The sequence below is a fragment of the Kineosporiaceae bacterium genome (assembly GCA_016713225.1).
Classification (GTDB): Bacteria; Actinomycetota; Actinomycetes; order Actinomycetales; family Kineosporiaceae; genus JADJPO01.
The window spans coordinates 95341-108671 of record JADJPO010000005.1 but is presented as its reverse complement, the minus strand read 5'-3'; the positions used below and the strand labels follow the sequence as shown (position 1 = coordinate 108671).

At 70.2% G+C, this 13331-nt stretch carries 10 protein-coding genes; 6 read left to right on the top strand and 4 right to left on the bottom strand.

Annotated features, from left to right (window positions below):
* Window positions 1-10: 10 nt before the first annotated feature.
* Complete coding sequence (locus IPK24_19380; protein MBK8077669.1) at window positions 11-2563, top strand: sensor histidine kinase KdpD; 2553 nt, start codon at window positions 11-13, stop codon at window positions 2561-2563.
* Entirely contained in the window at window positions 2548-3222 is a 675-nt protein-coding gene (locus tag IPK24_19375; protein MBK8077668.1) for a response regulator, read from the top strand. Before IPK24_19380 ends, IPK24_19375 begins: the two co-directional genes overlap by 16 nt.
* Here the strand turns inward: IPK24_19375 and IPK24_19370 are convergent.
* Window positions 3204-4964: an alpha-glucosidase gene (locus tag IPK24_19370; protein ID MBK8077667.1), complete on the bottom strand. Its 1761-nt coding sequence runs from the start codon at window positions 4962-4964 to the stop codon at window positions 3204-3206. The two genes, IPK24_19375 and IPK24_19370, sit on opposite strands and share 19 nt — an antisense overlap.
* Before the next feature lie 207 nt (window positions 4965-5171).
* Between IPK24_19370 and IPK24_19365 the strand changes: the two genes are divergently transcribed.
* The 4 genes from IPK24_19365 to IPK24_19350 all read left to right on the top strand — a co-directional run bounded on the left by IPK24_19365 (window position 5172) and on the right by IPK24_19350 (window position 9566).
* Complete coding sequence (locus IPK24_19365) at window positions 5172-5501, top strand: hypothetical protein (GenBank protein MBK8077666.1); 330 nt, start codon at window positions 5172-5174, stop codon at window positions 5499-5501.
* A 110-nt stretch (window positions 5502-5611) separates the two neighbouring features.
* Window positions 5612-6541, top strand: coding sequence for a membrane protein insertase YidC (yidC, locus tag IPK24_19360; GenBank protein MBK8077665.1), 930 nt, complete (start codon window positions 5612-5614; stop codon window positions 6539-6541).
* Window positions 6542-6545: 4 nt separating this feature from the next.
* A complete protein-coding gene (locus IPK24_19355) occupies window positions 6546-7955 on the top strand; it encodes a bifunctional enoyl-CoA hydratase/phosphate acetyltransferase (GenBank protein MBK8077664.1) in 1410 nt (469 codons plus the stop codon).
* A gap of 201 nt (window positions 7956-8156) precedes the next feature.
* Window positions 8157-9566, top strand: coding sequence for a DUF2786 domain-containing protein (locus IPK24_19350; protein ID MBK8077663.1), 1410 nt, complete (start codon window positions 8157-8159; stop codon window positions 9564-9566).
* On the opposite strand, the gene IPK24_19345 is transcribed toward IPK24_19350, so the two are convergent.
* Genes IPK24_19345 through IPK24_19335 form a run of 3 tightly spaced genes read right to left on the bottom strand, consistent with a single transcriptional unit; the run spans window position 9555 to window position 13208 of the window.
* A complete protein-coding gene (locus IPK24_19345; GenBank protein MBK8077662.1) occupies window positions 9555-10292 on the bottom strand; it encodes a haloacid dehalogenase type II in 738 nt (245 codons plus the stop codon). The genes IPK24_19350 and IPK24_19345 overlap by 12 nt on opposite strands.
* A gap of 5 nt (window positions 10293-10297) precedes the next feature.
* On the bottom strand, window positions 10298-11086 hold the full coding sequence (locus IPK24_19340) for a VOC family protein (GenBank protein ID MBK8077661.1): 789 nt from the start codon (window positions 11084-11086) through the stop codon (window positions 10298-10300).
* Between the two features lie 4 nt (window positions 11087-11090).
* A complete protein-coding gene (locus IPK24_19335) occupies window positions 11091-13208 on the bottom strand; it encodes an APC family permease (protein MBK8077660.1) in 2118 nt (705 codons plus the stop codon).
* Window positions 13209-13331 lie beyond the last annotated feature (123 nt).

The window sequence follows — 13331 nt, the reverse complement described above, 5'->3', positions numbered from 1 at the left end:
GACTGCTGCCATGGCCCGCGGCGTCCTACGCATCTACCTCGGCGCCGCCCCCGGCGTCGGCAAGACCTACGCCATGCTCTGCGAGGGTCATCGCCGCCGGGACCGTGGCACCGAGGTCGTGGTGGCGATCGTCGAGTCGCACGGCCGGCCCCAGACCGCCGCGCTGGTCGCCGGCCTCGAGGTGATCCCCCGGCGCACCCTGCAGCATCGCGGCGCGGAGTTCACCGAGATGGATCTGGACGCCGTGGTGGCTGCGAAGCCACAGGTCGCCCTGGTCGACGAACTCGCCCACACCAATGTGCCCGGCTCGCGCAACGCCAAGCGCTGGCAGGACGTCGAGGAGTTGCTCGAGGCGGGCATTGACGTGATCTCGACGGTGAACATCCAGCACCTGGAATCGCTCAACGACGTCGTCGAGTCGATCACCGGCGTGCGGCAGCTCGAGACCGTGCCCGACGAGGTGGTCCGTCGAGCCGACCAGATCGAGCTGGTCGACATGAGCCCGCAGGCACTGCGCCGGCGGATGGCTCACGGCAACGTGTACGCCGCCGACATGGTGGACGCCGCCCTGGCGCACTACTTCAGGGTCGGCAACCTCACCGCGCTGCGCGAGTTGGCCCTGCTGTGGGTGGCCGACCGGGTCGACGACGCGCTGGACCGGTATCGGGCCGAACACTCCATCGCCGCGCCCTGGCCCGCCCGCGAACGGGTGGTGGTCGCCCTGTCCGGCGGCCCGGAGGGGGCCAGTCTGATCCGGCGAGGAGCGCGGATCGCCGAACGCGCCCTGGGCGGCGAGCTGCTGGCGCTGCACGTCTCGCGTCAGGACGGCCTCACCGGTACCGCGCCGGACACGGTGGCGCGCCAGCGCCAGCTGGTGACCTCGCTCGGCGGCACCTGGCACTCGGTGGTGGGTGACGACGTCGCCACCGCGATCCTCGAGTTCGCCCGCGCGGTCAACGCCAGCCAGATCGTGCTCGGTGCCCCGCGCCGGGGTCGGTTGGGCCACCTGCTCTCCCCCGGGCCCGGCTCGGCCGTCGTGCGTGACTCGGGCGACATCGACGTGCACATCGTCACGCACGATCAACAAGGTCGTGGTCACCCCCGCATCGGGCGCCAACCTCGGCTGGGACGGCGCCGCCGCCTGATCGGGTGGGCGCTGGCCCTGGCTGGTCCGTTGGCTCTGACCGCGGTGCTCTATCGATTTCGTGATCTGCACACCCTGGCGACCGACCTCATGCTGTTCCTCGTGCTGACCGTCGGGGTCGCGATGGTGGGGGGCCGGATGCCGGCCATCGTCGCGGCGAGTGCCTCGGGGCTGCTGGCGAACTACTTCTTCACCCCACCCGTGCTGACCTTCACGGTCGCCGAGCCACAGAACGCCCTGGCGTTGGCGGTGTTGCTGGGGGTGGCGATCGCGGTGTCGATGATCGTCGATCTGGCGGCCCAGCGACAATCCGATGCCGCCCGGGCACGGGCGGAGGCCGACACCCTGAGCACCCTGGCCGGTGCCGTACTGCAGGGCGCCGACGCCGTCCCGGCCTTGCTGGCCCGGCTACGCGAGTCCTTCAACCTGTCATCGGTGACGCTCGAACAACGCACGTCCGGTCGCTGGCAGCACCGGGCTGCCGCCCATCGCCCTGACGGCCCGCTGGAGCCTTCGAGCGTCGCCGATTCCGGCGGCGTCAGGGAGCAGTCCGACGACTCGACGACGCTGTCGGTCTCCGACGACATCCGCCTGGTGTTGACCGGACGTCGACTCAGCGCCGAGGACACTCGCGTCGCCAATGTCGTTGCCGCTCAAGTGGAAACGCTGGTCGAACGCGACCTGCTGCGCGCCGAGACCAGCGTCAACCGGGCCGAGCGAGAGCGCACCGCGATCCGGACGGCGCTGCTCGCGGCGGTCTCCCACGACCTCCGCACCCCCCTGGCAGGGGTCAAGGCAGCAGCCAGCAGTCTGCTGGCCACCGATGTCGAGCTCGATCCGCGCGACCAACGCACGCTGCTGCACGAGATCGAGGACTCGGCGGATCGGCTGCAGTCCCTGATCGACAACCTGCTCGACCTCAGCCGGCTCGATGCCGGGGTGGTGACCCCGCAGCGCGAGGCGGTGGCCCTGGACGAGCTGGTGCCCCGAGCGCTGCGCGGCCTGCCCCCGGAACACTTCGTGCTCCGCGTACCGGACACCCTGCCGGTGGTGTCGGTCGACGCCGGGCTGCTCGAACGAGCCCTGGCCAACATCTTCGAGAACGCCGTCCGGCACGCGACCTCCGACACCCCGGTGGCGGTGGATGCCGCAGCCGTGAACGACCAGGTGGTGATCCGCATCGCCGACCGCGGCCCGGGGGTGTCGGATGCTCGAAAGTCCGCGTTCTTCCAGGCGTTTCAGCGCCTCGGTGATGCACCGGCAGGCCAGGGGCTCGGCCTGGGGCTGGCCGTCGCCCGCGGGTTCGTCGAGGCCAACGGCGGATCCCTGGACGCCGAGGACACCCCCGGCGGTGGCCTCACCCTGGTCATCGCCCTGCCACAGGCACTCGCTCAGGAGCAGTCATGGCCAGAATCCTGATCGTCGAGGACGACCCCGGGCTGGCGCGTTCGCTGGCGATCACGTTGCGGGCGCGCCGGTACGAGGTCGAGGTGGCGCACACCGGCGCCGACGCGCTCACGGCCGCCGCGCGGCGTCCGCCTGATGTGGTGCTGCTCGATCTCGGCCTGCCCGACATCGACGGCATGGACGTGGTCCGCGGACTGCGCGGTTGGAGCGCGGTCCCGGTGGTGGTGCTGACCGCCCGGACGGCGGGGCCGGACATCGTGGCCGCCCTGGATGCCGGCGCCGACGACTACGTCACCAAGCCGTTCGGCATGGAGGAATTGCTCGCCCGGATCCGGGCCGCGTTGCGCCGCAGCGGATCCGAAGGCGAGTTGCCCGTGGTCGAGACCGCCGGCTTCACCGTCGACCTGGCCCTACGACGGGTCGTTCGCGAGGGCCACGAGGTGCACCTGACTCCCACCGAGTGGCGCATCCTGCAGATCCTGGCGCGCAACCTCGGCCGCATCGTCGGTCGCCGCGAACTGCTGATCGAACTGCGTGGCCCACACCTGGACACCGAAACGCACTACCTGCGCGTCTATCTGGCGCAGTTGCGGGCGAAGCTCGAGGTCGACCCGTCCCGGCCCCGACACCTGATCACCGAGTCCGGCGTGGGCTACCGGCTGGTGCCCTGAACCGAACGCCGGTAGACCCTGGCCTCCCAGGGCCGCAGACCCAGCCGGTGGTGCGCCGGGTCGGGCGGTGGGGCGTTGCTCAACAGCACCTGCGCGCGCTCCCAGGTTGCGGCGTCCGGCAGCTGGTCGGCCATCGCGGTACGCGAGGACAGATTGGCGAGCACCAGCAGCTCGACGTCGCCGTGGCGGCGGGTGAACGCGTAGAGCTGATCGTGATCGCCGAGCAGCATCGTGAAATCACCGTGGACGACGACAGGCTCGGTGTGCCGCAGCGCGATCAGCGCTCGGTAGTGATGCCAGACCGAGGCCTCGTCGGCCATCGCCGCTGCGGCGTTGATCTCGGAGTGGTTGGGGTTCAGGGCAATCCAGGGGGTGCCGGTGGTGAAGCCTGCCTGGTCGGAGTCGTCCCAGGGCATCGGGGTACGGGCGTTGTCGCGGCTGGCCGGGCGCAGGTCGGCCAACACCTGGTGGGTGTCCTGCCCGGCGGCGACGGCTGCGGCGTAGTGGTTCAGCGACTCGATGTCGCGGAAGTCCTCGATGGCGGCGAAGCGGGAGTTGGTCATGCCGAGTTCTTCGCCCTGGTAGATGTACGGCGTGCCGCGGTGCAGGTGCAGCACCGTGCCCAAGGCGGTCGCCGAGCGCACCCGGTGTTCGGGGCTGTCGTCACCGAAGCGCGAGACCGCCCGAGGCTGGTCGTGGTTGTTCCAGTAGAGGCTGTTCCACCCCAGGTCGGACAGGCCCACCTGCCACCGGTTCAGCACCGCCTTGAGGTCGGCCAGTCGCAGCCGACGACGCTGCCATTTGCCGCCCTCGCGGTCGACCTCGACGTGCTCGAACTGGAACACCATGTCGATCTCGGCGCGGGCAGGGTCGGTGTAGAGGCGTGCCTGTTCGACGGTGCAGCCGGGGGTCTCCCCCACCGTCAGGAACGGCTGTGCCCGCCCGGCGAAGACCTCGCGGTGCATCTCCTGCAGGTACTCGTGGATGCGGGGACCGTTGAGGAAGTGCGGCGTGCCGTCCCCCCAGAGACCGCTGTGGACGATCCCGTCGGGCAGGGCGGGGTCTTTGGAGATCATGTTGATGACGTCCATCCGGAACCCGTCGACGCCGCGGTCGAGCCACCAGCGCATCATCGCGTAGACCGCCCGACGCACCTCGGGGTTCTCCCAGTTGAGGTCGGGCTGCTTGCGCGAGAACAGGTGAAGGTAGTACTCGTCCGTGGCCTCGTCGAGCTGCCAGGTCGAGCCGGAGAAGAACGAGTGCCAGTTGGTCGGTTCGGCGCCCGGATCTCCGGCAGCCATCCCGGTACGGGGCGGGCGCCACCAGTACCAGTCACGTTTCGGGTTGTCGGCCGACGAGCGGGACTCGACGAACCACGGGTGCTCGTCACTGGTGTGGTTGACCACCAGATCCATCACGAGTTTCATGCCTCGGTCGTGGATGCCGGCGAGCAGCTCGTCGAAGTCGGCGAGGGTGCCGAACACCGGCTCGATGTCCTGGTAATCGCTGATGTCGTAGCCGTTGTCGTCCTGCGGTGAGGGGTAGACCGGTGACAGCCAGATCACGTCGACGCCGAGCGCGGCCAGGTAGTCGAGCCGTGCGGTGATGCCGGGCAGGTCGCCGACACCGTCGCCGTTGGAGTCGGCGAAGCTGCGTGGGTAGATCTGGTAGACGACGGCGGACTTCCACCAATCGGGCTCGGACCGGTCGGTGGCCACGCTCTGGGGATTCACAGTCGGCATTCTCCCTGTCGCGCTGCGCCGAGTCAGTACTCCGCGGGCGCGCAATCCCGACCCTCCGCGGTGATCATGCACTCCGCGCACAAATCCCCCGTGATCATGCAATCCGAGCACACGATCTCGACACCACGACGGGGCATCCGACACCGCGACTCCAGGGGAGACCGCCAGCGCTGGCGGATCGGCTGGACCCCGACGTACGGTGGTGGGGTGAGAAACCGGCCGGACGACGCGCGCTCGCGCACGCTTGCGGTGGTCGTGTCGCTCATGTTCGCCCTGGTCGTCGGCTGGTTGGTCGTCGTCCAGCTCTGGGCTTCGGCCGGCGGCCTCTCGAGCACGGCCCCGACCGTGATCCTCGCGGTGGCGCTCGCCATCGGCGGTGCACTGCTCGCGGCGCGGCTCGCCGTCCACCTCACCGCACGGCGTCCGGCGCGGGTGCCCATCCCCAGCCGGGACGCCGGGCAGCCGGTGCTGCGGGCGGTCGACCCCGACCGGCCGAGCAGCTCGCGATCCCGAGCGCCGGGGTGTGGCCGGGTCTGATCCCGGCCTGACGTTCGCCTGCCTTCGCACTTCTCGGATGCGCTCCTGGCCGGGGCGGGCCCTCGCGTGCCCACCCGCCCGCATCGCCTCGCGTCTGCCCAGGAGCCCTCATGCCCACGTGGTTCACCACTCTGCTGCACCCGTTCCAGGTCGCTGTTGCCGCCGTCCTCGCCGGCACCCATCACCTCGCCGTCAGCCTCGGCGCCGGCCCCGACTCGGGTCTGGCCTGGCTGTTGGCCGTCATCGGATTGGTGATCACGGTGCGCCTCGCCCTGATCCCGCTGGTCGTGCGCCAGGTACGCCTGGCGCACGCCGGTGCCCGGGCCAACCCGGCCATGGCCGAGATCCGACGCCGGTATGCCGGCCGCACCGATCTCGACAGCCGGCGCGCTCAGCTCGCCGAGCTGCGCGCCGTCCGCACCGAACACGGCCTGAGCGCGTGGGGGGCGCTGCCACTGCTGGTCCAGTTGCCGGTGATGCTGGCCCTGTTCCGGGTGTTGCGAGACGTCGGGGCCGGGGTCGGTGTCGGCGCCATGACGGCCGCCCTGGTCGACTCGGCCCGGTCGGCCGACGTGCTCGGGGTCGGCCTCGGCGCCCATCTGACGGCTGTGTCGAGTTGGCCGGACGGCGCGGTGATCGCCGCTGTGGGCCTGCTCTGCGCGGCAATCACCTACCTGACCAGCCGCTATCTGATGCTGGCGAACATCCCGACGCCGTCGGGGGCCGAGGCCGGTTCCGGGGCAGCCCATGACCCGGCGACCCAGCTGGCGGCGCAGGTGAGTTCGACGATGATGCGGGTGATGCCGGCCTTCGCCGGCGTCGGAATCCTGGCGTCCGGCTGGGCACTGCCACTCGGCGTCCTGGTCTATTGGCTGGTCGGGGCGCTCTGGACGGCGGGCCAGCAGTCGGTGATCAATCGGTGGGTCCCGACCCCCGGTTCCCCGGCCCACGCCCGCCGGGCCGCACCAAAACCCCGCGGTGATCATGCAATCCGTGCACGTTTGGACCGCTCGGGCCACGCGGGACACATGGCAGGGTGAGGCCATGGAACAGATCACCAACCGGACGTTCGACGAGTTACAGGTCGGCGAGAGCTCGACCCTGTCGCGCACCCTGACCCAACGCGACATCGAGCTGTTCGCGGTGATGTCCGGTGACGTCAACCCGATGCACCTGGATGTGGTCTATGCCCAGAGCGACCTGTTCCACCGGGTCATCGCGCACGGCATGTGGGGCGGCGCCCTGGTCTCGACCGTCTTGGGGACGGCGCTACCCGGGCCGGGCACCATCTATCTGGGGCAGACGCTGCGATTCCACAAGCCGGTCTACATCGGCGACACCGTCGTGGTCACGGTCACCGTCGCCGAGAAGGTGCCGGACGGCCACCGCGTGGTGCTCGACTGTTCGGTGGTCAACCAGCGCGCCGATGTCGTGATCAGCGGCAACGCCACGGTGATCGCCCCGACCGAGAAGGTGTCCCGGCCCCGCATGACGCTGCCCGACGTCGAGTTGTTCGAGCGGGGCCGGCGCTATCGCGAGCTCGTCGAGCACACCGAGGGGCTCGAGCCACTGCGCACCGCGGTGGTGCACCCGGTGGAGGCCCTCTCATTGCTGGCCGGGGTCGAGGCGGCCCGCGAGCGGCTCATCGTGCCGGTGTTCGTCGGACCCGAGGCCAAGATCCGTCAGGCCGCCCGGGACGCCTCGGTGGATCTCACCGAGTTCGAGGTCGTCGACGTCCCGCACAGCGATGCCGCCGCGGCGCGGGCGGTGGCCATGGCGCGGGCGGGCGAGGTCCGGGCCGTGATGAAGAGCGGGCTCCACCCGGACGAGCTGCTGCACCCGGTGCTCGACCCCGTTCGTGGGCTGCGCACCAAACGTCGGGTCAGCCACGTGTATGCGATGGAGGTACCCCGCCACCCCCGGCCCCTGCTGATCACCGATGCCGGCATCAACGTCGCGCCGACCCTGCAGGACAAGCGCGACATCGTGCAGAACGCGATCGACCTGGCCCACGCCCTGGGCATCGAGCTGCCCCGGGTGGCGATCCTGGCCGCCGTCGAGACCGTCTCACCGACGATCGCCTCGACCCTGGACGCCGCCGCACTGTGCAAGATGGCCGACCGCGGCCAGATCACCGGCGGGGTGCTCGACGGCCCGCTGGCCTTCGACAATGCCGTGACGGACGACGTGCGCGACCGGCTCGGGCCACAGACCCCGGGCAACGGGTCGGCGGTGGCCGGTCACGCCGACGTCCTCGTCGTCCCCGATCTCGAGACCGGCACGATGCTGGTGCAGCAACTGGTCTCGCTGGCCGACGCGGATGCCGCAGGGATCGTGCTGGGGGCGAAGGTGCCGATCATCCTGACGACCGGGTCGGACTCGACGCTGGCCCGGCTCGGGTCCTGCGCGATGGCCATGTTGGTCGACCGGCACACGCGGCAGCGGGCACGCTGACCCTCGAGGTCGACTGGCACACCCAGCAACGGACACCCAACCCGGTCATGCTCCGCTGGTGCCTCGTCATGCTCCTCGCCCACCCGCCATCGACGTCCGCCGGGGTGCATCACAGGGCGGCTGCGGAGCATGGCCAGGTTGTCGGGGGTGGCCGATAGCGTTGCGGCGGAATCGAGTTGGTGGGTGTGACGAGGAGGCACCATGGGCAAGGCGAATCGCGAGCGACGCCGGATCAAGCAGAAGACCCGGGCTCGGGCGCATCAGGGGTCCGGCAGCGGACGGCGTCCGGTTCCCGCACCCGGTGACGTGGAGCTGCAGGAGTTCCTTCGTCAGCTGGCCGCAGCAGAGACGGCGGCGGGCACGAGAGCTCGGGCGAGCGTCCCGCCGCCCACCGTGGCCGAGCAGGTCACCGAGCTGCTCGACCGGTCGATGGATCAGCTCGATGCTCACCGTCACGATGCGTTCGAGACGACGGTCACCCGGTTGGCCCACGGAACGGCGCCCGGTTGGCGTCCGCAGGTCGAACGGACACTGCTCGACCGACTGCTGGGGCTCGTCACGGCGCTCTGGGGCGGCGGCTGGCAGCCCGCCGATGTCGTCCGCCTGGTCGGCCGACACCTGGACGCCGCGCATCTGCTCCTCGCGCGCGACCTCATGGCCGCCGAACTCGCCGGCTACGCACCGACCACCATCGACCGTCGCTGGGCCGACCAGATCGCGGCGGAGGTGCTCGCCGTCTGGTGGGAACCCCAGCTCACGGCAATCACCTCGTTCGCCCGTGCCCATCCCCACGACTGGCAGAGCGTGATCCGCACCGCGCTGCAGCTGGGCCATCTGTGGGCACGGCTGCCCCGGATCGAGCTCACCTGCCCCATCCCGGGCACCGCCGCGGCCACCGCCCGAGCGGCCGGTGTCGACGAGCGGGTGCTGACCCGGGTTCGGGCACTGTTGGCCAAGGCCGAGTCGACCGACTACCCCGCCGAGGCCGAGACCTTCACCGCCGGAGCCCAAGCGTTGATGGCCCGTCACTCGATCGACCACGCGCTGCTGGCTGCCACCGGCCGGGTGCCGTCCGACGAACCGGGCGCCCGTCGGATCGGCATCGAGAATCCGTACGAAGGCCCGAAGACATCGCTGCTCAACGCGGTGGCCGCAGCGAACAACTGCCGTGCGGTGTGGACCAAGGAGTTCGGTTTCGTCACCGTCATCGGGTTCCCGACCGACCTCGACCTGGTCGAGGTGCTGTTCACGTCACTGCTGGTCCAGGCCACCGCGGCGATGACCCGCGAGGGTTCGAAGACGGATCGGTACGGCCGCTCGCGCACTCGCGGCTTCCGCCAGTCCTTCCTGGTCGCCTACGCCTCCCGGATCGGAGAACGGCTCACGGAGGCCACCCAACAGCAGACCGCCGAGGCTGCCGCCGCGGGCGCACCCAACCTGCTACCGGTCCTGGCCTCGCGCGCCGATGCCGTCGCGGCCGCCAGCCAGGTCTTGTTCCCGGCACTGCGGCTGAGTTCCGGTGCGCGGGTCACCGACCGAGAAGGCTGGGCCTCTGGGCGGGCGGCCGCCGACCGTGCCCGGCTCGGCGCCGGCGATGCCCTACCCGGCTGACGCGGGGGTGGTGGGCTCCGCGCGTACCGCCTCGACGAAGGCGGCCATCGACGGGTAGGTGGCGGCCGGAGTGACCCCGGCGGACACCTGAGGGGTGGCGCCCCAGCCGGGGTTGTCGTGGCGGCGGTTGATCCAGACGGTCGTCAGGCCGGCGCGTTGGGCCGGAACGTGGTCGTGGAACAGGCTCTGCGCCACGTGCAGAAGGCGTCCGTCGGCAATGCCGAGGCGCCGTCGCTCCGCGTCCAGGGCGGCGAAGTTGCGCGGGTCGGGCTTGTAGGAGCCGATGTCCTGCGCGGTCAGGATGCTGGTGAACTCAACCCCGAGCCGGGCGTTCGATCCGGCGAAGGAGGTGCGGTCGACGTTCGACAGGATGATCAGTTGATAGCGCTCGGCCAGGGCCGCCAACGCTGCCGGGGAGTCGGGGAAGGCGGGCCAGTCCGGCACCGATGCTGCGATCCGGTCGGCGTCGGCGTCGCTGACCGGTGCACCGAACTGCTCACCCAGCCCGCGCAGGCTCAGCGCCAGCACGTCCGGGTAGAGGGTCGAGGGGGCCTCGGCCTGCACCCGCGACTCCTGCACACCGAACGCGGTCAGCAGGCTCTCGTCGTCCACCGTGAGACCCGCGGCGTCGGCCCAGGGCCGCAACACCGCGAGAATGCCTGTCTCCCAATCGATCAGGGTGCCGTAGCAGTCGAAGCTCAGCGCGTCGTAGTCGGCGAAGTGCAGGTTGGTCACGGTTCGAGGGCCTCTCCGTCGGGGCTGGCGACCACCACGGTATAGCCGTCCGGATCGCGAACCCAGATCTCGCGGTGACCCGGTCCGTTGCCCTGTCCGGGCGGCGGATTCCGGTGCACGTCCCGCACCACCTCTGCGCCCAGGTCAGCCAGCCGGGTCACCACCTCGTCGAAGTCGCTGACCTCGCCGAACCAGAGCAGGACGCCGTTGCCCACCGGCCCGTCGGAGGCCACCACCGGACCGTGATGGTGATCGACCTCCCGCTGGTGCAGTTGCAGCACCAGGACACCATCGGCCAGCAGTCGTTCGTACTCCGCCCCACCGTGGTCACTCACCAGCCCCAGCACGTGCTGGTACCACCGGCTCGAGGCCTCGACGTCGCGCACCGCGATCAGGGTCTGGGAGCGGGCGGTGCGCGCCAGGGCGAAGAGGCCGATCCGATTGCCGGCCGGGTCGTCGACCTCGACCAGCCACCGCGCTCGCTGGTCTCGCCGGGGGCGGTCGTGTACCCGGCCCCCGGCCTGCACCACGCGCTGCAGCGCCGGTCCGAGATCATCGACCGCCAGCCACAGCACCGGCCCGCCGTGGCCCCCCGGGGCGAGCTCCGTCGTCCATTGCCCGATCAGCCCCTGCCCACCCGGGCCAGGCGCCTCGAACGAGCCGTAGGTCAGCTCCGCCGTCCAGCCGAACACCTCCTGATAGAAGGTCGCCGACCGGGCGATGTCGAGTGCCGGGAGCTGCAGGTACCCGATCTGACCGTGCGCTGGCCCCTGATGGCTCGTCATCGCCTCAGCGTGTCACGACCGGAGTGCGTTCACCCGCCGGTGAGGTGTCGGCCGGCTGCGCTGACTCGGCGGTCTGCTCGGGGGTGCTCGGGTGGTGGGCGGTCCCGGAGACCGGGGACGCTGTCGTGACCGACAGCGGGGACGCTGTCTGGGCTGTCTGGGTGGTCTGGCCTGTGGCGAGCTCCTCGTCCTCACCGACCGCGTCGAGCAGGTACGGCACGCTGGTCACCATCACGCCACCGCGCAACCGCAGCCGAACCTTCAGCCGCAGGGCGCTCTGGTTGTGCAGCAGTTCCTCCCACCAGCGGCCGACCACGTACTCGGGCACGAACACCGCCACCAGGTCGCGCGGACTCTCACGACGGATGCTGGCGATGTAGTCGATGATCGGTTCGGTGATCTCGCGGTAGGGCGAGTCCAGGATGGTCAGCCGCACCGGCAGGTCAGCGGCGATCCACTCCCGAGTCAGCGCCTCCGTCTCGTCCGGGTCGACCCGCACCGTCAGCGCGGTCAGCGTCGACGGCCGGGTGGCTCGCGCGTACGCGAGCGCCCGGATCGTGGGCTGGTGCATCGTCGAGACCAACACCACCGCATGCACCCGGCTCGGGAGCCGGCTGCCGCGCGGCTGCGCCCTCAGCTCGCGTGCCACGCGGTCGTAGTGCCGGGCGATGCCCCGCATCATCACCACGAGGATCGGGACGGCGATCACGACCAGGTAGGCGCCACCGGTGAACTTGGTGATCATCACGATGACCAGCACCATCCCGGTCAGCACGGCCCCCACGGCGTTGATCGATCGAGCCACCATGATCTGGCGACGCACTCCCGGTGCGGTGACCCGGGCGAGATCGCCATTCCAGTGCCGCACCATGCCGATCTGGCTGAGGGTGAAGGAGGTGAACACCCCCAGGATGTACAGCTGGATCAATCGGGTCACCGAGGCCTGGTACGCCACCAACAAGGCGCCGGCGATCAGTGCCAGCATCACGATGCCGTTGCTGAAGGCGAGCCGGTCGCCCCGGTTGCGCAGCTGGCGTGGCATCAACCGGTGCTTGGCCAGGATCGAGGTCAGCATCGGGAAGCCGTTGTAGGCGGTGTTGGCCGCCATCACCAGCACGAGGGCCGTGGTGGCCTGCACGTAGTAGAACAAGGGGCTGTGCACGCCGCCGAAGATGGCCGAGGCCAGTTGGGCGATCACGGTGCGTTGCGGCTCGGCGGTGCAATCCCCCGGGAAGTTCACGATGTCACAGGGGTGCTCGACCACCTTCACCCTGGCGACCACGGCCAGGACGGTGATCCCGACGAACATCGTGATCGCGATGATGCCCATGGCGGCCATGGTGCGGGCGGCGTTGCGTGCCTTGGGCGGACGAAACGCCGGCACCCCGTTGCTGATCGCCTCGACCCCGGTCAAGGCAGTGCACCCGGAGGAGAACGCCCGCAGGGCGAGGAACAGCAGCCCGAGCCCGGTCAGTCCGGCATGTTCGGCGCGGATCGTGTAGTCCGCACTCTCGGCGACCGGAGTGTGTCCGAACAGGGCACTCCCCAGACCCCAGATGATCATCATCATGATGCCGGCGATGAACAGGTAGGTGGGCAGGGCGAAGGCCGTACCTGATTCGCGGACTCCGCGCAGGTTCATCGCGGTCAGCAGCACGACCATCCCGACCGCCAGGAGCACGCGATGGGTGTGGAGCCCGGGCACCGCCGAGATGATGTTGTCGACGCCGGCGGCCACCGAGACCGCCACGGTCATCACGTAGTCGACCATCAGCGCCGCGGCGACCACCATGCCGGCCGAGGCGCCGAGATTCTGGCTGACCACCTCGTAGGAGCCTCCCCCGCCGGGGTAGGCGTGCACCACCTGCCGGTACGAGATCACCACGACAGTCAGCAGGCACACCACGGCCAGGGCGATCCACGGTGTCAGGTACAGGTAGGCCAGGGCGCCCAGGGTGAGCACCTTGAGGATCTCCTCGGTGGCGTACGCGACCGAGGAGAGCGGGTCGGAGGCGAACACCGGCAACGCGATCCGCTTGGGCAGCAACGTCTCGCCCAAGGTGTCACTGCTCATCGGTCGTCCGACCAGCACCCGTTTGACGAGGTTCACCGTGTTCGACATACCGATCACGCTAGGAAGGCCCGCGTTGGGATGGTGCAAGGACCGGGCCTGCGCGCGTAAGGATGTTGTTAGGGCTGCGGAACGCCCGGCTGACGCACCGCATCGGCCGTCGCGACCTGGCAT

Excerpts from the sequence above, each read along its gene's own strand:
- IPK24_19340 (MBK8077661.1), bottom strand. The coding sequence starts at position 11,086 with ATGACGAGCCATCAGGGGCCAGCGCACGGTCAGATCGGGTACCTGCAG.
- yidC (MBK8077665.1), top strand. The coding sequence starts at position 5,612 with ATGCCCACGTGGTTCACCACTCTGCTGCACCCGTTCCAGGTCGCTGTT.
- IPK24_19335 (MBK8077660.1), bottom strand. The coding sequence starts at position 13,208 with ATGTCGAACACGGTGAACCTCGTCAAACGGGTGCTGGTCGGACGACCG.
- IPK24_19375 (MBK8077668.1), top strand. The coding sequence starts at position 2,548 with ATGGCCAGAATCCTGATCGTCGAGGACGACCCCGGGCTGGCGCGTTCG.
- IPK24_19350 (MBK8077663.1), top strand. The coding sequence starts at position 8,157 with ATGGGCAAGGCGAATCGCGAGCGACGCCGGATCAAGCAGAAGACCCGG.
- IPK24_19380 (MBK8077669.1), top strand. The coding sequence starts at position 11 with ATGGCCCGCGGCGTCCTACGCATCTACCTCGGCGCCGCCCCCGGCGTC.
- IPK24_19370 (MBK8077667.1), bottom strand. The coding sequence starts at position 4,964 with ATGCCGACTGTGAATCCCCAGAGCGTGGCCACCGACCGGTCCGAGCCC.
- IPK24_19355 (MBK8077664.1), top strand. The coding sequence starts at position 6,546 with ATGGAACAGATCACCAACCGGACGTTCGACGAGTTACAGGTCGGCGAG.